Origin of the sequence: Psychroflexus longus (assembly GCF_020164595.1) — a bacterium.
Lineage (GTDB): Bacteria > Bacteroidota > Bacteroidia > Flavobacteriales > Flavobacteriaceae > Psychroflexus > Psychroflexus longus.
This window is the reverse complement of sequence record NZ_JAIQZE010000002.1, coordinates 92937-115909: the sequence shown is the minus strand read 5'-3', so window position 1 is coordinate 115909 and position 22973 is coordinate 92937. Positions and strand designations below refer to the sequence as shown.

Annotated in this window: 19 protein-coding genes and 1 tRNA gene; 17 read left to right on the top strand and 3 right to left on the bottom strand. The window is 37.8% G+C overall.

Annotated elements, in window-relative coordinates:
* Nucleotides 1-49 precede the first annotated feature (49 nt).
* On the top strand, nucleotides 50-1462 hold the full coding sequence (locus LB452_RS03230) for a nicotinate phosphoribosyltransferase (protein ID WP_224460283.1): 1413 nt from the start codon (nucleotides 50-52) through the stop codon (nucleotides 1460-1462).
* Nucleotides 1459-2049 carry a bifunctional nicotinamidase/pyrazinamidase gene (gene pncA / locus LB452_RS03225; protein WP_224460282.1) on the top strand — a complete coding sequence of 197 codons (591 nt, stop codon included), beginning with the start codon at nucleotides 1459-1461 and terminating at the stop codon, nucleotides 2047-2049. Before LB452_RS03230 ends, pncA begins: the two co-directional genes overlap by 4 nt.
* Before the next feature lie 160 nt (nucleotides 2050-2209).
* Here the strand turns inward: pncA and LB452_RS03220 are convergent, their stop codons facing one another.
* Nucleotides 2210-4666 carry a ligase-associated DNA damage response DEXH box helicase gene (locus LB452_RS03220; RefSeq protein ID WP_224460281.1) on the bottom strand — a complete coding sequence of 819 codons (2457 nt, stop codon included), beginning with the start codon at nucleotides 4664-4666 and terminating at the stop codon, nucleotides 2210-2212.
* Nucleotides 4667-4847: 181 nt separating this feature from the next.
* Here LB452_RS03220 and LB452_RS03215 point away from each other — a divergent pair, with 181 nt between their 5' ends.
* The 8 genes from LB452_RS03215 to hemE all read left to right on the top strand — a co-directional run bounded on the left by LB452_RS03215 (nucleotide 4848) and on the right by hemE (nucleotide 12955).
* Complete coding sequence (locus LB452_RS03215) at nucleotides 4848-5327, top strand: peroxiredoxin family protein (RefSeq protein WP_224460280.1); 480 nt, start codon at nucleotides 4848-4850, stop codon at nucleotides 5325-5327.
* Between the two features lie 211 nt (nucleotides 5328-5538).
* Nucleotides 5539-6573 carry a ferrochelatase gene (gene hemH / locus LB452_RS03210; protein WP_224460279.1) on the top strand — a complete coding sequence of 345 codons (1035 nt, stop codon included), beginning with the start codon at nucleotides 5539-5541 and terminating at the stop codon, nucleotides 6571-6573.
* A gap of 3 nt (nucleotides 6574-6576) precedes the next feature.
* Nucleotides 6577-7947: an MATE family efflux transporter gene (locus tag LB452_RS03205; RefSeq protein ID WP_224460278.1), complete on the top strand. Its 1371-nt coding sequence runs from the start codon at nucleotides 6577-6579 to the stop codon at nucleotides 7945-7947.
* Between the two features lie 170 nt (nucleotides 7948-8117).
* Nucleotides 8118-8663 carry a CopD family protein gene (locus LB452_RS03200; RefSeq protein ID WP_224460277.1) on the top strand — a complete coding sequence of 182 codons (546 nt, stop codon included), beginning with the start codon at nucleotides 8118-8120 and terminating at the stop codon, nucleotides 8661-8663.
* Nucleotides 8663-10129 carry a sensor histidine kinase gene (locus LB452_RS03195; protein ID WP_224460404.1) on the top strand — a complete coding sequence of 489 codons (1467 nt, stop codon included), beginning with the start codon at nucleotides 8663-8665 and terminating at the stop codon, nucleotides 10127-10129. The genes LB452_RS03200 and LB452_RS03195 overlap by 1 nt, the downstream gene beginning before the upstream one ends.
* Complete coding sequence (locus LB452_RS03190) at nucleotides 10119-10895, top strand: enoyl-CoA hydratase/isomerase family protein (RefSeq protein ID WP_224460276.1); 777 nt, start codon at nucleotides 10119-10121, stop codon at nucleotides 10893-10895. The genes LB452_RS03195 and LB452_RS03190 overlap by 11 nt, the downstream gene beginning before the upstream one ends.
* 1 nt (nucleotide 10896) lies before the next feature.
* Nucleotides 10897-11883 carry a porphobilinogen synthase gene (hemB, locus tag LB452_RS03185; RefSeq protein WP_224460275.1) on the top strand — a complete coding sequence of 329 codons (987 nt, stop codon included), beginning with the start codon at nucleotides 10897-10899 and terminating at the stop codon, nucleotides 11881-11883.
* Nucleotides 11884-11932: 49 nt separating this feature from the next.
* Nucleotides 11933-12955, top strand: coding sequence for a uroporphyrinogen decarboxylase (gene hemE, locus LB452_RS03180; RefSeq protein WP_224460274.1), 1023 nt, complete (start codon nucleotides 11933-11935; stop codon nucleotides 12953-12955).
* Between the two features lie 464 nt (nucleotides 12956-13419).
* Here hemE and LB452_RS03175 read toward each other — a convergent pair whose 3' ends face one another.
* On the bottom strand, nucleotides 13420-14817 hold the full coding sequence (locus LB452_RS03175) for a dipeptidase (protein ID WP_224460273.1): 1398 nt from the start codon (nucleotides 14815-14817) through the stop codon (nucleotides 13420-13422).
* A 94-nt stretch (nucleotides 14818-14911) separates the two neighbouring features.
* Here LB452_RS03175 and LB452_RS03170 point away from each other — a divergent pair.
* From LB452_RS03170 to LB452_RS03140, 7 genes are all read left to right on the top strand, one after another.
* Nucleotides 14912-14993 (top strand) — tRNA-Leu (locus LB452_RS03170).
* Between the two features lie 234 nt (nucleotides 14994-15227).
* Nucleotides 15228-15935 carry a hypothetical protein gene (locus LB452_RS03165; RefSeq protein ID WP_224460272.1) on the top strand — a complete coding sequence of 236 codons (708 nt, stop codon included), beginning with the start codon at nucleotides 15228-15230 and terminating at the stop codon, nucleotides 15933-15935.
* 130 nt (nucleotides 15936-16065) lie between these two features.
* Nucleotides 16066-16662, top strand: a complete 597-nt coding sequence (locus LB452_RS03160) for an N-acetylmuramoyl-L-alanine amidase family protein (protein ID WP_224460271.1) — start codon at nucleotides 16066-16068, stop codon at nucleotides 16660-16662.
* 100 nt (nucleotides 16663-16762) lie between these two features.
* Nucleotides 16763-18028: a BaiN/RdsA family NAD(P)/FAD-dependent oxidoreductase gene (locus LB452_RS03155; protein ID WP_224460270.1), complete on the top strand. Its 1266-nt coding sequence runs from the start codon at nucleotides 16763-16765 to the stop codon at nucleotides 18026-18028.
* 77 nt (nucleotides 18029-18105) lie between these two features.
* A complete protein-coding gene (locus LB452_RS03150; RefSeq protein WP_224460269.1) occupies nucleotides 18106-18690 on the top strand; it encodes a DUF3332 domain-containing protein in 585 nt (194 codons plus the stop codon).
* A gap of 142 nt (nucleotides 18691-18832) precedes the next feature.
* Complete coding sequence (locus LB452_RS03145; protein ID WP_224460268.1) at nucleotides 18833-21427, top strand: T9SS-dependent M36 family metallopeptidase; 2595 nt, start codon at nucleotides 18833-18835, stop codon at nucleotides 21425-21427.
* An 87-nt stretch (nucleotides 21428-21514) separates the two neighbouring features.
* On the top strand, nucleotides 21515-22483 hold the full coding sequence (locus LB452_RS03140) for an ABC transporter ATP-binding protein (protein WP_224460267.1): 969 nt from the start codon (nucleotides 21515-21517) through the stop codon (nucleotides 22481-22483).
* Here the strand turns inward: LB452_RS03140 and LB452_RS03135 are convergent.
* Nucleotides 22476-22901 (bottom strand): hypothetical protein, encoded by a 426-nt coding sequence (locus LB452_RS03135; protein ID WP_224460266.1) that lies wholly within the window; start codon nucleotides 22899-22901, stop codon nucleotides 22476-22478. The two genes, LB452_RS03140 and LB452_RS03135, sit on opposite strands and share 8 nt — an antisense overlap.
* Nucleotides 22902-22973: the final 72 nt, after the last annotated feature.

The window sequence follows — 22973 nt, the reverse complement described above, 5'->3', positions numbered from 1 at the left end:
GGTTAAGTTTCAAGGATAACTATTCTTAAATTTGAGAAAACCTCAACCTATGCATCAATTTACGGCGACCTACACAGATTTGTACCAAATCAATATGGCACAGGTCTATTTCCAGCAAGGAAAGCATAAACACACAGCAGTATTTGATTATTTTTTCAGAAAGCTCCCTTTTGAAGGAGGTTATGCTATTTTTGCAGGTTTGGAAACCCTATTGGGAATTCTTGAAAATTTTCAGTTTTCAGATGAGGATTTAGGATTTTTAAAAGATCAGGGTTTAGATTCAGAATTCCTGGACTATTTAAAAGACTTCAAATTTGAAGGTAATCTTTTCAGTACAAAAGAAGGAGATATTGTATTTCCTACAAGACCGGTATTGCAGGTCGAGGCCAATATGGTGGAAGCTCAACTCGTGGAAACTATTTTACTCAATTTACTCAACTTTCAAACGCTTATTGCGACCAAAGCCAGCCGCATCAGAAAATCTGCAGGGAAAGAAATGCTTATCGATTTTGGAATGCGACGGGCTCAAAGTTCGGGAGCTTACCACGCCAGCAGAGCAGCATTTATTGGTGGTTTTGAAGCGACCAGCAATGTGGTTGCTGGTAAGGATTTCAACATTCCCATTTCAGGAACGATGGCCCATTCGTTTGTTCAAAGTTATGATGAGGAGCTAACCGCTTTTCGAGATTTTGCCGAAAGCCATCCCAAAAATACGATTCTCCTTATCGATACTTACGATACGCTCAAAAGTGGTTTGCCCAATGCGATTACTGTAGGTGAAGAAATGAAGTCTCGTGGTGAGGAATTGAAAGGCGTTCGCCTGGATAGTGGCGATTTATCTTACCTGGCAAGAAAATGTAGAAACGCACTGGATGAAGCGGGCTTGCAGGACGTTAAAATTGCAGCTTCAAACCAGCTGGATGAATACGTCATTAGGAGCTTGAAAGAGCAAAAAGGACCTATAGATGTCTTTGGCGTAGGAACCAACCTAGTCATAGGCGATCCCGATGCGGCACTGGATGGTGTTTATAAACTGGCATTTGCCAATGGGAAACCTCGTATAAAGCTTTCAGAAAATCTTGCCAAACTCACGATGCCCCATAAAAAGCAGGTTTACAGGATACGAAATTCCAAAGGAGAACTCGCGGGAGCAGATGCCGTTACTTTAAGAGATGAAACAGAAGTTCATCGCATGAATCATCCTTTCGAACCTTCCAAAACGCTATCATTTACAGGCTGCTCAGCAGAGCCACTACTTTCATCGGTGATGAAAAACGGTAAGAGAACTTATCCGCCAAAATCTCTTGAGGATATAAAAGCCTTTTCGAGAAAACGCTTATCAGAATTTTCAGAAGAATTTCAGCGTTTTGAAAATCCACATATTTATAAAATAGGAATTTCAGATCAATTGCTTGAAGAGAGAGAGAAACTGAGAGATCACTACAAAAATAAAAACTCATGAAAACTTTACTCATCGTAGACGCTCAACTCGATTTTATGCCCGGCGGAGGATTAGCTGTCGAAAATGGCGACCAGATTGTGTCTCATATCAACCTTATTCAACCTCTGTACGACCTTGTGTTGGCTACACAGGACTGGCATCCGGAGCATCACATGAGTTTTGCTTCCAATCACGAAGGCCATAAACCTTTCGAAAACAAGGAAATCGAGGGTTATGATCAGACGTTATGGCCAGATCACTGTGTCCAGAGCACAAAAGGCGCTGAGTTCCATCCCAAAATGAGAACCAATTGCATTGAAGCCATTTTCAGAAAAGGAACTGATCCCAAAATCGACAGTTACAGTGCTTTTTACGATAACCACCACAAAAAATCCACTGGCCTGGCAGGTTACCTTAAAGAAAAAGGCTGCGAAACCATTGATGTTTGCGGACTTGCCGGCGATATCTGCGTTTACTTTACGATTAAAGATGCGCTGAAGGAAGGCTTCGAAGTCAGGTTAATAGAACAGGCGACCAAGGCTCTGGATCAGGATAAATTCAAACAGCAACAAGAAGAATTGAAAGCGGAAGGAGTGGAAATTATTTAGTTTTTTTGAATTTGACTCTGCAAGTTTAGATGCTTTTCGATATCCAACTTAGATGTTGTATATCACTTTAAACAGCGTCTAAAAAGTAAAGTTTAAACTGAAGGTGGTTTGGGGAATATTTCAAATTTGCTATTTTAATATTCGACTCACGACTCACGACTCACGACTTTTGCAACTTTTTAATCATCTTTTGAATGCGATCGCTAAGTTTTTCTGAAGACAATTTTTCCCTCAATCGGTCGGTAATGATGGGGAAGGAAAAGGGAGTTGGTTTCTCGCAAGCTTTCCAAACAATGTCCTGGGTAGCAATACGCTCCAAAGCTTTTTGCAATCGGCCTTGCTCCAGGGAATGTTCGAAAGTCTCTGTAAAGGCTTGCTGATACAAAGGGTTGTCGGGATCAAAATCTTTAAACACATCAAAAATCAATTGCGAACTGGATTGCAAATGTTTGTTTTTGATCAGCTTGTTGGGGTATCCCGTAAAGACCAGACCAGCTATAACAGCAATATCTCTAAATTTTCGCCTGGCCATTTCCGTAGCATTAAGACTTTTGGACAAATCATCCAGCAAGTAATCTGCTGTAAATAAATCATTATCCAGAACAGATTGCATATCTACCGGTTGATCAGATAGCAATTCGAATCCATAATCGTTGAACGCCAGCGAAAATGAAATCGGAGATAACAAACTGATGCGGTAGGCCAGTAAACTTCCCATCGCTTCGTGGACAAAACGTCCCTCAAATGGATAAAAAATATGATGATAACCATCTCGGGTCTTAAAGGTTTCTATCAAAAACTGATGAGGTCTGGGCACGATGGATTCCAGGTTTTGCCGTTGGAAAATCGGTTCTAGAGCCACCAATTCCGGACTTTTATCTTTAGCATCCTGGTTATAGAGTTCTTCACGAAGCAATTCACTCATTTGAGACGTCAACGTCAATCGTCCGCCCATCCAGCTAGGAACTTTTGAAGTTTTAGATTTGGATTTTCTTACCAACACCTGCATTTGCTTGATACGAACCAATTCCAAATTCCTGCCGGCAAAAGTAAACACATCCCCAGGCTTTAGTTTCGAAATAAACCATTCTTCAATCGACCCTATAAAACCGCCTGTCATATATTTCACAGTCAAAACCGCATCACTTACAATCGTCCCAATTTGTAAGCGATGCCGCATCGCGATCCCTTTTCGATTGACTTTGAATAAGCCGTCTTCTTCAATTTCCACTTTGCGATATTCATCATAAGTTTGGAGAGCTTCCCCACCTTTAGTGATAAAGCTCAAGGCCCAGTCCCATTGTTCTTCAGTTATGGTTTGAAAACAAAAGGTGGATTTAATTTCAGGATAAATTTCTTTGGGATAAAATCCATCAGACACTGCTAGAGTTGTTAAATACTGTACCAAGACATCAAAACTGTTGAGGTAAGGCAAGCGGTCTTCCACTGTTTTTGACTTAACTGCTTTTTGCAAAGCAGAAGCTTCAATCAATTCAATGGCATGGGTGGGTAAGAAGTAAATCACACTGGTTTTGCCTGGCTGATGACCACTTCGGCCGGCACGTTGTAGAAATCGGGCAACACCTTTAGGTCCGCCAATTTGGATAATAGTTTCCACAGGAGCAAAATCAACACCCAGGTCCAAACTTGATGTGCAAACCACCGCTTTTAGACTTTCATTACGGATAGCGCCTTCCACCCAAAGTCGGGTTTCCTTGTTGATGCTACCGTGATGCATCGCCAGTTCTCCGGCAAATTCAGGATGTTTTTCTAAAATCTTTTGAAACCAGATTTCACACTGAGACCGTGTATTGGTAAACAGCAAAGTGGTTTTGGAGGCTTTGATGATAGGGATCACTTCTTCCAAAAGATGCAACCCAAGATGTCCACGCCACGGAAACTTTTCCATCGTTTCAGGGATGATGCTTAGGACGTGGATATTCTTTTCAAGATCTGCTTTAATTAAAACTGAATTTTCAAGCATTTCCGAATCAACGCCCAGAAGCACATCGCGTGCCTGTTCCAGATTACCGATGGTAGCAGATATTCCCCACACTCTCAATTTTGGATTGATGGTTTTGAAGCGCGATAGTGCCAGTTCCATTTGTACCCCGCGCTTGGTACCCAATAATTCGTGCCATTCATCGACGACAATAGCCTGGCAATCTTTAAATGTTTTTGGGTAATCTTTAGAAGCGAGTAGAAGCTGAAGACTTTCTGGAGTGGTAATAAGCAAGTCTGGCATTTTGCGTTTTTGCTTTGCACGTTCTTTTTGAGGCGTATCTCCAGTCCGAATACCTACACTAAGATCCAAATCAAGATCAAAAATAAGTTGTTCTGCTGCTTGTTGTATCTCAATGGAAAGTGCCCTTAACGGAGTAATCCAAACCGCTTTCAGACTGGAAGTTTTTCTTTTCTGTTGCGCTTTCAGTTTCAGAATTTCTAAAAAAATTGGAATCCAAAGGGCATAAGTTTTACCGCTACCTGTCGGCGCATTCAATAGACCGTGTTTTCCTTTTGCGAAGGCGTGCCAGGTTTCAGTTTGAAATTCAAATGGTTTCCAACCTTTGGATTTAAACCAATCGGTAAATAAGGATATATCGGGAGATTTTGGCATATACAAACATAAGTATTGTTGCCTTTAAAGTTGTCAATCCTTTTTTATCTGACTATTTTTTAACCTTGATGCTATTTTGAAACATTAAGTTTGTCTAAATATTGAAATTGATTGATCTAAATATATCTAATTTTGAAATTGAAATAATAATTATTTCCTATAAACAATACATCGTAACATCATGAAGAACATTTTATTAGTTTTTAGTTTATTAATTACTCAGTCCTATATAGCTCAAAACTATCCTGAGCGCTTGGTAGATTTTGAATTATATCAACTCAACGGAGAAACCTTTGAGAAAGAAGATATTAAAGAAAACAGCTTTAGTTATTTTATATATTATAATCCAACTTGTGGGCACTGTGTAGATACTTTTAAGGTTTTGAATCTTAAATCGGATCAGATCAAAAAAGCAGACGTTCAGATTTATACAATTTCAGCAAATACAGAGGAACTTACCCGTTCTTTTTTTGAAAAATACGCTCCAAAACTTCAAAACTTAAGCAATATTGAGATCCTAAGAGATGAAGATTACAAATTTGCAGATGCTTATAATGTCGGTCCATTTCCAACTGCTTTTCTATACAGTAAGAATAATAAATTGGTAAAAGTCTACGAAGGGACTTCAGAAGTTGTTCTTTTCTTGAATGAAATAAAATAACGCTTTCTTCTATACCTATTATAACATTCTATCAAAATTAGCTATTGTTAAAATTAAGTGCTTTAATTTTGGAACTTGTTTAAAATGTAATGAAACCGATACGATTAAAATTTATTGATTAAAATAAATTTTAATCAATTGAGTGACAATTACCACCGGCTAATTTATTCAGGTAGGTGTGAGCATTAAAAAAAATGATAAAATTAAGCACATGAAAGGAGTACTATTAGTTAATCTAGGTTCGCCCAAATCAACAGATCCAAAAGATGTAAAAACCTATTTGGGAGAATTTTTGATGGACGAGCGTGTTATCGATTTACCAAAGTTTTTCAGAACAATTCTTGTAAAAGGAATTGTATTAAATACTAGACCCAAAAAATCAGCAGAAGCCTATTCCAAAATTTGGTGGGATGAAGGCTCACCACTTATTGTGTTGTCAAAGCGCTTGCAAAAAGGAATTGATGAGCAAACAACAGTTCCTATTTCGTTAGCCATGCGATACGGTCAGCCAAATATAAAATCTGGCCTTCAAGAGCTTCACGATAAAGGTGTAGATGAGGTATTATTGGTGCCCTTGTATCCTCAGTTTGCGATGGCCACTACCGAAACAATTCTCGTTTTGGCCGAGGAGTTGAGACGCGAACATTTCCCAGAAATGTCGTTTACCACATTACCTCCGTTTTACAATCATCCAGATTACGTGACTGTTTTATCAAGAAGTATTGGAGAAAAACTAGATAATTTTGATTACGATCACTTATTGTTCAGTTACCACGGAGTTCCTGAACGTCATATCAGAAAAAGCGATATTACCAATTCACATTGTAAAGTGGATGGGTCATGCTGCCAAACGCCTTCCAAAGCACATCAGTTTTGCTACAGACACCAGTGTTTTGAAACTACTCGTGGCGTGGCAAAAACTTTAGGATTAAAAGAAGGGACCTACAGTACGAGTTTTCAATCCCGTTTAGGATTTGATCCCTGGTTAAAACCTTACACAGACAGAACAGTTGAGAAGTTAGGTCTGGAAGGCACTAAAAAATTGGCGGTAGTATCCCCGGCTTTTGTTTCTGATTGTTTAGAAACTTTGGAAGAAATCAATATGGAAGCTCGTGAGATTTTTGAAGAATCTGGCGGTGATGATTTTATGTTTATCCCTTGTCTCAACGATAGAGAAGACTGGATCAAAACTATGAGCCGCTGGATTGATGAATGGGCGCATCAAAATGAAAAAGTCAACGCATAGTAAATGGCTAGAGCTAACTCTGAAGAATTAGGAAACAAGGCTATAGGTCCGCTGCTTATTAAACAAGCCGTTCCTGCATCAATTGGAATTTTGGTTATGTCCATCAATATTTTGGTGGACACTATTTTTGTAGGCAATTGGATTGGTTCTATAGCTATAGCGGCTATCAATGTCGTGCTTCCTGTTTCTTTTTTCATAGCAGCTCTGGGAATGGCTATTGGGATAGGAGGGTCTTCCATTATTTCACGGGCTCTAGGGGCCAATAATGATAAGAAAGCTCTCAAAACTTTCGGTAATCAAATTACTATTACTTTACTGGTGACTGTCACTATGGTCATTTTCGGACTTTCGTTTGTAGATGATCTAATTCCTGCATTTGGTGGGAAAGGTGATATTTTCGATCCTGCTAAAATTTATTATAAGATAGTCCTATACGGAGTGCCAGTGCTTGGAGTAGCTATGATGGGTAATAGCGTTATACGCGCTGAGGGTAAACCCAAATTTGCTATGGTGGCCATGATTATTCCTTCTGTAGGTAATCTTATTATGGATTATGTTTTCATCAATATAATGGACTTAGGAATGCATGGCGCTGCCTGGGCATCTACGGGTTCTTACATTTTATGCTTAGGATACATCATCTGGTTTTTCTTATCAAAACATTCTGAATTGAAAATTAGATTTTCAGATTTTGGAATTGATTTTACAATTCTGAAAGAAATTGGAGCGCTTGGTTTTGTTACACTGTCCAGACAAGCTGTGGTAAGTGTGACGTATTTATTATTGAATAATATCTTATTTGAATTGGGTGGAGAATCTTCAGTTGCTGTTTATGGTATCGTTGGGCGTATGCTTATGTTCGCCTTATTCCCTGTTTTAGGAGTTACACAAGGATTTTTACCAATTTCTGGTTATAATTACGGAGCAAATCAATATTCACGTGTGCGTGAAAGTATCAATAAAGCTATTCTGTATGCTTCGGTGATGGCCATTTTAGTCTTTGCTATTATTATGATTTTCCCTGGAGAAATTGCATCTGTTTTTACTAAAGATCAAAAAGTTGTAAACGATACAACCAGTGCTATGCGATGGGTGTTTGCTGCTATTCCAATCATTTCAATTCAATTGATAGGGAGTGCTTATTTTCAGGCCATCGGAAAAGCTGTGCCTGCACTTCTTCTCACTTTATCAAGACAGGGGTTTATATTTATCCCGTTGATTTTGATTTTGCCGAATTATTATGGAGAATTTGGGGTTTGGATTTCATTTCCATTAGCAGATTTAATTTCCACGATTATAACTGGTTTGTTTCTTAGACGAGAAGTAAAATCGACACTTATTGTTGAAGATGAGGCGAAAGTGAAGGCAACATGAAATAGTTTGTGAGTTTCTGATTCTGTGAGTTATTTAGTTTTTGAGTCTTTGAATTATTAAAGTAAAGTGCTTTTTCTTCGCTATTTTTCTAATTTTAAGCCTGAGCTTGCCATCCTTCTAAAATCTTCATGTTATGCTTATCTTTGATATACTAAATTCAATTCAATAAAGTGGAATATAACTACATCAAATCGCTACATCTCATATTTGTAATCACCTGGTTTGCAGGTTTATTTTATATTCCAAGAATTTTCATTTATCACATTGAAGCCAGACAAAAACCACAACCGGATAGTGACATTTTGAGTGAACAGCTTAAAATTATGGCAAAGCGCTTATGGTACATTATCACCTGGCCATCTGCGATTTTAGCAACCATTTTTGCAGTATGGCTTTTGATTCTCGTTCCAGGTTGGTTGGAGCAAGGATGGATGCACGTAAAGCTTGCTTTTGTGGTTTTACTATTTGCTTACCACATCAAAAATCATTTCATATTCAAGCAGTTTCAAAAGGATGATATCAGATGGACTTCCAATGGGATGCGTTTTTGGAATGAAGGTGCTACGCTTATTCTATTTGCTGTCGTTTTCTTGGTCATACTTAAAAGTGCCATCAGCTGGATTTGGGGTCTGGTGGGTTTAATTGGTCTTGGTGTCGTACTGATGCTCGGGATTAAATTGTACAAACGCCTTAGGAATCGTAAACCTTCTTCATGATGTTCAATTACAGGCGATCTTTACGAACTCGAATCTTCATCTCCATGATTGCATTGGTTGTTGGAGCTTCTGTATTGATTGCAGGTGTAACTATTTTTCAATTTAAGGAAGAAGCCAAAGAATTACATGGAGAAAAACTCAACCGAAAGGAAAACGCAATAAGAGCCAACATTAATTACGTCTTAAGGACAACCACCTATCCGGTAGAGACCAAAAGTTTGCCTCTTATTTTTAAAGAAAAAATATATGAGATTCAGGATATTCATAATACCGAAATTAATATTTACGATCTTGAGGGGAATCTGCTAAAATCTTCTATTGCTACCTTTTATATGGATTCACTGGAAACTCAAATGAATTCAGAAAAAGTTCAGGCGCTTCAGAATTCTAGTGAAAAAAAGTACGTTGAAAATTTTAAATTAGACAATCAAAATTACCAGTCCTCTTACACCTACATACTCGATAATTATTTCAAACCCATTGGAATATTAAATTTACCCTACATCGAAGATGATGGGTTTTTACAAAAAGAGCTTAGAGATTTTCTTATGCTTTTGTCGCAGGTCTATTTATTTATGCTGATTTCTGCAATTGTATTAGCTTATTTTTTATCAAAATACATTACAAGTTCTTTACAAAGCATTAGCAAAAAAATCACCAAAACCAGACTAGATCAGTCCAATCCCAAAATATCTTATGAAGAGATAAGTTATGAAATTAAGCCATTAGTAAAGGCTTACAACGACATGATTGACGAGTTGGAAGAAAGTGCCTTAAAGCTTGCTAAAACCGAGCGTGAAGAGGCCTGGAGACAAATGGCAAGACAAGTAGCTCACGAAATTAAAAACCCTCTTACTCCCATGCGACTAAGCATGCAAAGCTTTGAGCGAAGATTTGATCCAGACTACCCAGATATAAAGACAAGAGTTAAGGAATTTTCTAAAACCATCATTCAGCAAATTGATAATTTAAGCGCTATTGCCGGGGCATTTTCGGACTTTGCTAAACTGCCAGCTCAACACAATGAAAACTTAAATGCTGTTGAAATCATCAGATTGGCTCTTGATATTTTCAACGATAACAAAATTCAATTTTCTTCTGAAAAAGAGGATATTCAGATTAAATTTGATAGAAGTCAATTGATAAGAATCATCACCAATTTGGTGAAAAATGCCATTCAGGCGACTGAACATCTAGAAAACCCAATTATTTCAGTAAATATTTTTTCTGAAGAAGAAAATGCGGTTATTACTGTAGAAGATAATGGTGTTGGTATTCCTCAAGATTTGCAGGAACGCATTTTTGAACCCAGATTTACCACTAAAACCAGTGGCATGGGATTAGGCCTGGGTATGGTCAAAAATATTGTTGAAACTTATAAAGGTGATATAAAACTGACTTCAAAATCTGATCAAGGCACTATCTTTACACTAAAATTTCCAAAATCCCATACTCATGACATTTGAAAACCTAAAAGTTGACATACAAGACAGAATAGCGACCATTTATATTGATAGACCTAAAAAACTCAATGCTCTTAATAGAGCTACAATTGAAGAAATTCATAAAGCTTTTCAGTCTCTTAGAAGTGATGAAGATGTAGCTTTAGTTATTCTTACAGGTAGCGGAGAAAAAGCCTTTGTAGCTGGAGCGGATATTTCAGAATTTTCCGAATATTCGGTGGAACAAGGCAAAGATTTAGCAGCTAAAGGCCAGGAGCTAGTTTTTGACTATATCGCTAACTTTCCAAAACCTGTCATCGCAGCCGTTAATGGTTTCGCCCTTGGTGGAGGATTAGAATTAGCCATGTCAGCGCATTTCAGGATCGCAAGCGATAATGCCAGGTTGGGTCTCCCAGAAACCTCTCTCGGCGTCATACCCGGTTATGGAGGAACACAGCGTTTACCGCAACTGGTTGGCAAAGGCAGAGCTATGGAAATGATCATGACTGCGGGAATGATTGATGCAGAAACCGCCAAAAATTACGGCTTAGTCAACCACGTGACAACACTAGAAGAATTACTTCCACTAGCTGAAAAACTAGCAAATAAAATTTTAAATAATTCCATGCAGGCCATCTCAGTGGCGATTGAAGCCATTAATGACAATTATAAAGATGGCGTTAATGGTTTTGAAACTGAAATTAAAAACTTTGGAAAATCCTTTGGAACTGAAGATTTTAAAGAAGGAACTCAAGCCTTTTTAAATAAGCAAAAGCCAAATTTTAAGTAATATGTTTCCCCTACAAAGACATCGCCGATTACGGCAAAATGAATCTATACGCTCGTTGATCCGAGAAACTCACTTAAGCCCAACCGACTTTATTGTTCCACTTTTTGTGGTGGAAGGTAAAGGGGTAAAAGATGAAATTGCTTCTATGCCCAACTATTACCGATTTAGTTTGGATCTGCTTTCCAAAGAAGTCAAGGAACTTTGGCAGATGGGCTTGAGGTCTGTTTTGCTATTTGTAAAAGTTGATGAAAAACTCAAAGACAACCGAGGAGAGGAAGCTGTCAATCCTAGCGGGTTAATGCAAAGAGCAATCAAAACTGTGAAAGATGCAGCACCAGAAATGCTGGTGATGACCGATGTGGCTTTGGACCCATACTCCATGTATGGCCACGATGGTATTGTGGACCAGGGTAAAATTGTCAATGATAGAACCAATTCTTTTTTGGCACAAATGTCTTTAAGCCATGCACAGGCAGGCGCTGATTTTGTGGCACCAAGTGATATGATGGACGGAAGAATCCTGGAAATTCGCAGTGTGTTGGAAGATGCACATTTCACTGATGTTGGTATTATGAGCTATTCGGCTAAATTTGCTTCCGCGTTTTATGGGCCATTTAGAGATGCTTTAGATTCTGCTCCTGTGGACGTGAAAGACATTCCAAAAGACAAGAAAACTTATCAAATGGATCCAGCCAATAGAAGCGAAGCTTTGAAGGAAACTTTTGCCGATTTAGACGAGGGCGCCGACATAGTAATGGTCAAACCAGGCTTGTGTTACCTAGATATTGTGAGAGATATAGCCAATGAAGTCGAAGTTCCTGTAGCTGTGTATCAGGTAAGCGGTGAGTATGCAATGATTAAAGCAGCGTCAGAAAAAGGTTGGCTCAACCACGATGAAGTGATGCTAGAACAATTGACGGCTATCAAAAGAGCAGGAGCCAGCATGATCGCCAGTTACTTTGCTAAAGACGCGGTGAAGTTACTTTAATCAGTGAGTTTACCGATTTAAATTACAATTAGATTTCAATCAAATTTCAATGATAAAAAACGATTTATTTTTAAAAGCTTTAAAAGGAGAAACAGTAGAACGTCCCCCTGTTTGGATGATGCGACAAGCTGGACGCTATTTGCCCGATTTTATGAAGCTGAAAGAAAAGTACGATTTCTTTACCCGCTGCCGGACCCCGGAATTGGCGACTGAAATTACTGTCATGCCGATTCATCAAGTCGGTACCGACGCAGCTATTTTGTTCAGTGACATTTTGGTAGTACCCCAAGCAATGAACATAGAAGTGGAGATGAAACCAGGAGTTGGCCCGTGGTTGCCTAATCCTATTCGAGACCGAAGAACCCTGGATCAGGTCATTGTGCCCGATGTTTATGAAGAGTTAGGCTATGTCTATGAAGCTATCAAAATGACCAAAAAAGAGCTGAATGATGAGGTGCCACTAATTGGTTTTGCCGGATCGCCTTGGACAATCTTTTGTTACTGCGTGCAAGGACAAGGTTCCAAAAACTTCGATAAAGCCAAAGAATTTTGTTTTACCGAACCTCAAATGGCTCACGAATTATTACAAAAAATCACCGATACTACCATCGCTTACCTCAAAGGAAAGGTTGAAGCAGGAGTAGATGCCGTACAGGTATTTGATTCCTGGGGCGGGATGCTGTCGCCGGTCGATTATCAGGAATTTTCCTGGCCATATATCCAGCAGATCATCGATGCGTTGAAGGAGGATATTCCGGTAATTGCTTTTGGTAAAGGTTGCTGGTTTGCATTAGACACGATGGCTAAATCTGGAGCGACTGCTCTCGGTGTGGACTGGACTTGCTCGGCCAAAAATGCCAGGTATTTATCTGGAGGGAAAATCACTTTGCAGGGAAATTTTGATCCTTCGCGTTTGTTTTCTCCACCCAAAGACATCAAAAAAATGGTGCATCAAATGATCGATGAATTTGGTAAAGACCGCTACATCGTGAACCTGGGACATGGGATCCTACCCAATATTCCTGTTGAAAATGCCAAAGCTTTTGTAGATGCGGTGAAGGAATATAAATAGATAAAAAACACACACACCTAAAACAACCCTCTTTTATTCTATAGAAGAGGGTATTTTTTTTGATTTACCTCCGTTAACTTTCAAAGTTTTACGATAGTGAGCTTCAGGCTCTATGTCAAAACTTAAAGCAGCGTCTGGGGTGTAAAGTTTTAACTGAAGTCGGTGTGAGGCTTAAGTACTATTCTAATTTTTCAAATTTCCTGAAGAGTGGGGTTAGGCTTGTGAGGTTTCTAAAACCTCATAAGGCCTTGTCGGCTCGAGGTTAGAGTGTTTTGAGTTAGGGATAGAAGTGGAAAGCCCATAAAGTAAAGCTTTTTTAAAAAATAAAGCCTAGCCAAGCGACTAGCGGAAGCTCTTGCCAGGCTTATATTTTTATAGCTTTACTGAAATGGCTTGCAACGGATAGCCCGACCCCTTCCCAATCCACTAAATTTTGTAGAGAGGATTGGGGTAACGCCCAAATGCTACTTCTTTTCTTTTAAGTAAAGTTCAGTAAAATGTTTGTAAAAGTATGGAATGGTCTCAATGCCCTTGAGGTAATTCCAAATTCCAAAATGCTCATTGGGGGAGTGGATGGCATCCGAGTTAAGTCCAAAGCCCATCAAGACCGTTTTGCTTCCCAGATACTTTTCAAACATAGAGACAATGGGAATACTACCTCCGCTGCGCTGAGGAACGGCTGGCTTCCCAAAAGCGTCTTGAAAGGCCAGGTCTGCCGCCTGATATTCAATTCCATCGATGGGAGTGACGTAACCCTGGCCACCGTGATGAGGTTTGACTTTTACTTTTACGCTATCGGGGGCGATGCTCTCAAAATGAGTTTTGAAAAGCTCAGTGATTTCTCTCCAGTCCTGGTTGGGCACCAAACGCATAGAAATTTTAGCATAAGCTTTACTAGGAATCACCGTTTTGGCACCTTCGCCCATATATCCTCCCCAAATGCCATTAACGTCTAGCGTTGGTCTTATGGAGTTACGCTCGTTGGTCGTGAAACCTTTTTCGCCATGAACATCATTAATGCCGATATGTTTTTTGTAGTTTTCTAGATAAAAAGGGGCTTCTGCCATTTTTTCTCTTTCAGCTGAGCTTAATTCCTCGACCTTATCGTAAAATCCGGGAATAGTAATGTGTTTATTTTCATCGTGTAGTGATGCAATCATTTTAGCCAAAATATTGATGGGATTGGCCACGGCTCCGCCATAAAGTCCAGAGTGTAAATCGCGATTGGGACTTTCGACTTCCACTTCCACATAGCTTAAACCTCTTAAGCCTGTGGTTATGGAAGGTACGTCTTTGCTGATCATTCCTGTGTCGGAAATCAGAATCACATCATTGGAAAGCTTTTCCCGATTGAGTTCAAGAAAGGACTCCAGACTTACGCTCCCAACTTCTTCTTCGCCTTCAATCATGAATTTGATGTTGCAAGGCAACTGGTCATTCTGAATCATGACTTCCATCGCCTTCACGTGTATATACATTTGCCCCTTATCATCACAAGCGCCGCGGGCGAATATGGCACCTTCGGGATGAATGTCGGTGTTTTGAATCACAGGCTCAAAGGGTGGGCTGTTCCATAAATCCATAGGATCTGGCGGCTGCACATCGTAATGCCCGTACACCAAAACAGTAGGTAAAGATTCGTCTATAATTTTTTCGGCATAAACAATTGGAAAGCCTGTGGTTTCACAAATTTCCACTTTATCGCAGCCTGCAGCCTCCAAATTGATTTTGACAGCTCCCGCCGTCATCAAAACCTCCTTTTTGAACTTAGGATCAGCGCTTATGGACGGAATTTTCAGCAATTCGATTAGCTCGTCTATAAATCTTTGTTTGTGTTTGTCAATATAAGGTCTAGTATTCATGGTCTTTTTTTGAGTTTTTACAATATAAAATATTTTCTTGAAACTTAATTTGAAAGTTCCATTTATTCTCTATATTTACAATCGCAAAATTAATGCGGGCGTGGTGGAATTGGTAGACACGCTAGACTTAGGATCTAGTGCCGCAAGGTGTGAGAGTTCGAGTCTCTCCGCCCGTACTTCAAAAGCTTCTCTTTCCGAGAAGCTTTTTTTATGCAACATTATTAAGGTGTGAGTCTCCTGAATCCCTTAGTTTTGGATTCTTTAGGAGAATATATTAATCCTTAAATCAACGAAAGGGTTTTTAAACTTAAAACAGGTTCAACTTAAGTTTTAATGATTCATAGGTTTTTGAAATCTCTTATCTTACAGGCCAATTGAAACTTCATCCCTTGCTTAAAAATTTAATCTATTTGATTGTACTAGTTTCCACTCAATTGTTCGGGCAAGAAGTCGAGGGTTATGTCTATGATGCTGATGGTAGAGTCTCAGGAATCCGAATAGAAAATTTGTCACATGACAGGATTGAAGTTTCTAATTCTAATGGTTATTTCAGGATTGAGGCTAAAATTGGTGATACAATTCAATTTACCTCTATTGCTTATGAATTGTATGAATTGATAGTCAACCAAAAGCAACTCGAAAGAAAAACTGTTGTAGAATTAAAGATTTCAAGCCTAGACGAAGTCAAGGTTACAGGATACAAATCAAGCAAAACAGATGTTCAAAATCTGGATAAAAATTTAACCACCCAAATTCGAAAAGACGCCAAAAAGCATCCTGAATTGTATCAACCTTCCAATGGTAACATAGGAAATATTCTAAGACTAATTTTTAGTGCTTTTAAGTCTGATAAACCACCAGAAAAGGCTACAAGTTATTTGGGATTTGAGGATTTTGAAGCTTTATTTTTAAAAGATATAAACATAAATGAAAGATTTCTGGTAGAGGAACTTCATATTGCTGAAGATAAACAAGAACTGTTTTTTGACTTTCTGGCTAGTAAACAACTTGATGCTTCTTTCCTTAAGTCTGAAAACAGACTTGATTTGATCGATAAACTATATACGTTTGCTGAGGATTACAAAGAATTTATTTTATCTTCTGACCCCCGTAATTAATCATGGTCATTATAAAATGATCAATCAAAATTCTGAATTTATGGGCTATGTTAAAATTTATTTCTTCATAACTAAACCTTAAATTTTATAGAAAATTTTCTTACTTTAGAATTTCATTCGAAAGTGTATTATGAGGTTAGTCCGTTTCTTATTTGTTTTTTGTGTTGGATTTAATTTTATGTCTGCGGATCCTACAAACCCAAACAAGATTAAAGTTGTCATTGACGCAGGTCATGGAGGTATAGATACTGGTGCGCAAAGCAATTCAATATTGGAAAAGCAAATTGTTGCCGACGTCTCTTCTCACCTCAAAGAGCTTTGTTCAGATAAGAACATTGAAATTATATTATTGAGAACTGAAGATGAATTTATGTCGTTACAAGACAGGCTCACCAAAATTGAGGCCCTTTCTCCTGATTTAGTTATTTCTCTTCATGCTAACTATTCTCCAGATAGAGATAGGAATGGAGTGGAGGTTTTTGTTGCTGAAAATGAATTCACAGTTAAATCGTCTTATTTTGGGACTAAAATTTTGGAATCTTTCAAACGTAAAGATTTTAAAACTTCAGCATTACAATCAGCAAATTTCTTTCTTTTGAAAAATTTGAAATGTCCAGCAGTGACCGTAGAACTTGGTTTCCTCTCCAATCCTGAAGATATGAAATACCTCAATTCTGAATTTGGCCAAAAGTTTTTAGCAAAGCAGATAGCCTCATCTTTAGATTAAATTTCATACGAATCCCTTTATTAGCTAGATAAAAAGATATTCAACTCTATCGTAGGTTTTTTTACTAGAGAAGAAGTATCTATTCCATTACTTTTGCCGAATGAAAATTACAGAAACAGATGTAGCCATTATTGGAGGTGGGGCAGCTGGTTTTTTCGCAGGCATTAATCTAGCAGCATTAAATTCAGCAGTAAAAGTTATAATTCTTGAAAAGGGAAAGCAAGTCCTAAGCAAGGTCAAGATTTCAGGAGGTGGGCGATGTAACGTGACTCATGCAGAATTTGATCCTAAAGCTCTGACAAAAAATTATCCTCGTGGTCATAAAGAATTGCTGGGACCTTTTCATCAGTTCATGACGGGAGATATGTTTGCCTGGTTGGAGGTGCGAGGCGTCGAACTGAAAATTGAACAGGATCAGCGCGTGTTTCCAGTTTCAGATTCTTCACAAACTATCATCGATTGTTTTCAGAATGAAGCCGATAAATTTGGTGTTGAAGTCAAAACTAATGCAGGAGTTGATGTTATCACAAAATTTGAAGGACATGAGTTTTCCTGGGAATTGCAAGGCAAGGAACTTCATATGTTTGCAAAAAAAATAATTATAGCTTCGGGCAGTAGTCCTAAAATGTGGCGTCTGATTCAAACGCTTGGTCATAATGTTGTAGAACCTGTACCATCTTTATTTACATTTAATGTAAAAGACGAACGTTTACTAAATCTTTCAGGCATAAGCCTGGATGCAGAAGTTGAGGTTTATACCACCAAAGACAGAGGGGTCTCAAAACAAAAACTGAAACAGCTGACATCCTCCGGACCACTTTTGATTACGCACTGGGGTATGAGCGGTCCTTGTATTTTGAAACTTTCGGCCTGGGGTGCTCGAATATTTCACGAATTAAACTATCAATTTCAACTGAGAGTGAATTGGTTGCCGCAACATAATATAGAATCTTTAAAATCGCTGTTTGAGGAAATGAAAATAACACACCCCAAACAGGTTTTATATAGCAATGCAATTAAAGGATTGCCAAAACGATTTTGGCAAAGTCTTCTGGATCATCTTGCCATTGATCAGGATTTAAATTGGTCTAACATAAGTAAGAACCAAATCCAATCTCTTGCTCAGGAACTTTGCGCAGGAGAGTTTCATGTGAATGGAAAAAGTACCTTTAAAGATGAATTTGTAACCGCTGGAGGTGTTAGCCTTAAGGAAATTAATTTTAAAAACTTCCAAAGTAAACTTCATAATGATTTATACTTCATAGGAGAGGTTTTAGATATAGATGCGGTGACGGGTGGGTTTAACTTTCAAGCTGCGTGGACGAGTTCCTTCTTATGCGCAAGACAACTTAGCCAGACTCAATAATGTTAAATTTCTGTTTTTCTAAAACTAGCATCAGCATAATAAAGTTATATTGTTAATTAACTTAAAACCTAGACATAATGAAAAAGAAAATTTTTATTTGCGGAGCTTTATCTATGACCTTATTAAGCACAAGTTGCTTGGGTTCTTTCAGCGCTTTCAAATCTTTGAGAGATTGGAATGACGGAGTGACAGACAACAAATTCTTAGATAATCTAATATTTTGGGCTTTAAACATTGTACCAGTATATGGGTTATTTATTGCTGGTGATGTTTTATTTTTCAATGTATTGGAATTCTGGACTGGTGATAATCCTATAGCAATGACTGAAGGTGAAGAAGAAGTTCAGTATGCTAAAGTAAATAATCAAGACGTGAAAATGACAGCCACCAAAAATCATTTTACTGTTGAAGTGCTTTCAGGAGAAAATAAAGGTGAGATTTTAGAAATGGTTTATACGCCAGAGAATAAAACCTGGAATGCTATGGATGAAAATGGAGAATTCATAAAATTAGCTTCTATGGAAGATGGATTTTATATGGTTTATACACCTGAAGGCGAAGCTATTCAAATGGATCCAACTGCTTCAAAAGAACAAAATTTAGCAATTCTAAAAGGTAAGGTAGCTGATTATGAAACTTCTATGTGGGCTGACGCTAAGTAATAAGTAGAACGTTTTGAATAATTTAAAAGACCACTTGAATAAAATTAAGTGGTCTTTTTTTTGATTCTATAAAATTAACAGTTGTTAGTTATAAATTATTAAATTTTATAATTAAGTTACTTAAAATTAATAAAAACTTCATATGAAATTAAAATTACTTTTTTTCCTATTCATTTCAGGATTTTTATTTCAACTCAATGCTCAAACTGAAATTGACATCATTAAAGCTTATATGGAGCAGAAACCATTAAAACATATGACATCTCCATATGATCTTGCAAATTTAGATATAAGTTCTCAACATTTTTCTAAAAGCACAAATGTAGAACATGTTTACGTTCAGCAGACATATGAAGGTATTCCAATTTTTAATGCTATTGGGAATTTTGCTATCAGAGAAGGTCAAGTTGAGCACGCAACTTTTAACTTTACTTCCAATCTTAAAAAAAATATTTCTAACAAAAAACCATCTTTATCTCCCCAAGAGGCTCTAATCGCAGCGACCACTCAACTGGGAATAAAAAAACCTGATAAAATACACGTTTTAAAATCTAACTCTAAAGAGGATTTACTACTTTCTAAATCTGGTATTTCAATCGACGCGATTCCTGTTAAGCTGGTATATCAAAAATCAAAAGAAGGTGTTTTGAATTTAGCCTGGGATATGTCAATTCACATGTTGGATGGTTCTCACTGGTGGAGTCTAAGAATAGACGCCATCAATGGAAGGATTTTAGAAAAGAACGACTGGATGGTAAGTTGTGATTTTGATCATTCTAGCATTACAGATAAAAAATTAAGAACTTCTTACACTGATGATGCATTTCTAGATGCAGCTTCCACCTCTATGCTTAGTTCAAGTTACAATGTTTTCCCTTATCCTATAGAGTCTCCAAATCACGGGTCAAGAGAAATAATATCAAACCCTGAAGACCTTGAGTTTTCCCCTTTTGGTTGGCATGATACCGATGGCATTGAAGGAGCTGAATATACTATTACCAGAGGTAATAATGTACATGCTTATGAAGACGTTGCGAATGAAAATATTGCAGGTTATTCACCAGATGGTGGTGAAAGTTTAAATTTCAATTTCCCTTTGGACTTAAATCGACAACCTCAGTTCAATCAAGCTGCTGCGATCACCAATTTATTTTATTGGAATAATATCGTTCACGATATGTGGGCTCATTATGGTTTTGATGAATCCTCTGGTAATTTTCAACAAACCAATTATGGAGGTAGAGGTTTAGGCAATGATTACGTAAGAGCCGAGGCTCAAGATGGTGATGGTCTTAATAATGCAAATTTTGCTACTCCCCCAGATGGATCTCGTCCACGAATGCAAATGTTTTTATGGTCACCTTCTGGCCCATTAATAGAACCATTATCAATTACAGACCCAAGTAATCTAGCTGGCGGTTATAATGGTGTTGCCGCTGCTTTTGGCCCTAGTCTCTCTTCAAGACCAGTTTCACGAGAGTTTTCTCTGGCACTTGATGAGGATTCGAGCTCAGACCCTTTAGATGCTTGTGAACAATTACTGAATGCCACAGAATTAAATAGAAAGATTGTGATCATTAGAAGAGGAGAATGCGCTTTTGTGAGTAAGATTGAGAAAGCACAAGCTGCTGGAGCTTCAGCAGTAATCATGGTTAATAATGTTGCTGGGGAGCCAATTATTATGGGAGGTGACGATACTGGTATTACCATTCCATCTATTATGTTGAGTCAGGCTGATGGTGAGATGATAATTCAAGCCCTTGAAAATGGTGAGACCGTTTTAGGTTCTTTAGCTAATAATGGGCCATATGAAGTTGATGGGGATTTTGATAATGGGATTATTGCACACGAATATGGTCATGGGATTTCTAATCGTTTAACCGGAGGTGCTTCTGCAGCCGATTGCTTAACAAACGCAGAACAAATGGGTGAAGGATGGAGTGATTGGTTGGGACTAATGATGACAATTTCTGAAGGAGATATTGCTACTGAGGGCAGAGGTATAGGTACCTTTGCCACATCTCAGTCTATTGATGGAGTAGGGATAAGACCATTTAGATATTCCACATCAACAGAAATAAATCCTGCAACTTACGGCCTTACAAACAATCTAGACTTAAGCCAACCTCACGGAATTGGTTTTGTTTGGGCCTCCATGTTATGGGATTTGAACTGGGCACTTATAGAGCGTTATGGGTTTGACTCAAATCTATATACAGGAACAGGTGGAAATAATATCAATATGCAGCTGGTTATTGATGGCATGAAATTACAGGCTTGTAGTCCTGGCTTTATCGATGCACGCGATGCTATATTGGAAGCAGACCTGCTTGCGAATGGTGGTGCAAACCAATGCCTTATATGGGAAGTTTTTGCTAAACGAGGCCTTGGATGGAGTGCTAAACAAGGGGATACAGATAACAGAGAAGACCAGGAAGAAGCTTTTGATCTCCCACCTTCTGGTGTGTTGAATTGTTCATTATCTAATGAAAGTTTTGGATTTGATTCTTTCGGGATTTATCCAAACCCAGCTAAAGAAAGCTTCAGCTTAAGTTTGACAAACGGAAATCTTGCGAACGCTAAAGTTGATATTTATGATATGACAGGTAAATTAATTCTTTCAAAAACTTCTGATAATAAACAGAAAGTTGATATTCAAACTCTGAATTCGGGAGTATACATCATAATGGTAGAATCTGGAAGTAAGACTTATACTAAGAAATTAATAGTTCAATAGAATTTAATTTCACAGTAGCTTTAAAAGACCGATGTCAAACGACTTCGGTCTTTTTACTTTAGTTACTTTTGTATAAACAATTCTTCCATGTTAAATGTTAGTGAGCTTACTTATTTACACGAAAATGGTAAGGGCGTTTCAAATATCAATTTTGAATTAAAAAAAGGAGATCACTTAGCTCTAATAGGTGAGAGTGGTTGTGGTAAAAGCACGCTTATTAAATCCTTATACGGACTCTTTGACCTTGATAAGGGATCCATAAAATGGAGAACAGAGAAAATTTTGGGACCTGCCTATAATCTTGTTCCTGGCTATAAAAAATTTAAACACTTGTCTCAGGAATTTGATTTGATGCCATTCACCACTTCAGAGGAGAATATTCAGAAATTTTTATCCCGAGAAACGCCAGAAGAAAATCAGAGAAGAAGTGATGAACTTATTGCGCTGTTTGATCTCGATGAGGTTAAACATCAAAAACTAAAAATATTAAGCGGCGGGCAGAAACAAAGAGTAGCAATTGCACAAGCTTTAGCAAATCCTCCAGAACTGATTTTACTAGATGAACCGTTTAGCCATATTGACCAATTTTTGAAACATAGATTAAGGCGTCGACTTTTTCAATTTTTGAAAAAAGAAGAAATTACCTGCATATTTGCTACTCACGATGCAGATGATGTTTTGCCATTTTCTGATTTTACTATGGTTCTTAAAGAAGGAAAGGCTCTTGATTTTAGAACTACACAGCAGGTGTATAACCGTCCCAAAAATGAATATTGTGCATCACTTTTTGGAGATGTCAATGTGCTTGACACCTATGAATTTAATCTCGACCTAGTAGATGAAAGAGTTGTTATCTTCCCTCACGAGATTAGGGTGGTTACAACTCAAAAATATCAAGGCAAGGTCTTATCGAGTTATTTTAAAGGCTCACATTATCTTATAGAAATCGACTTCAATTCAAAATCAATTTTTGCGATTTCAACCGAAAATTTTAAAATAAATGACAAAGTGAATTTTGATTTTGATAGGGATAGAATCAAAAATAGGCTTAATTAAATATTCTGAGTACTCCGCCGCTTTCAGTTATCCTGTAAGCAAATAGTGGATATCTTAAATCTTCTACTAGGGGTTGACCTGTTATCAGGCTATAACTATTTGGAGGTTCATCACAGGTAGACTCAGCATTCAAACCATCAATAATAAGTCTTGAGCATTCACTTGGAACAAGATTAGGATCCGCTGCATCCCAAGCCAAATAACTACTACCTGAATTTACAATGATAAGACCTTGATTTCCCTGACCAGGTACATAAACCGAGTTACCGCTAAAGTTAAGGTTATTGAACTGAGTTAAGTTTAAATTGATCTCGTAGTTTACATTAATATTCAACAAATTTGGATTTCTTCTTAAATTATCATCGCTCTCGCAACTGACACAAAGTGTAAATAGAATTAAAAGAAGAATTGCTTTCATATTAATTTTTAGGTGATTATGACTTTAGAGCCACAAAAATATTATATTTGTAATATAGAATCTCGAAACCCG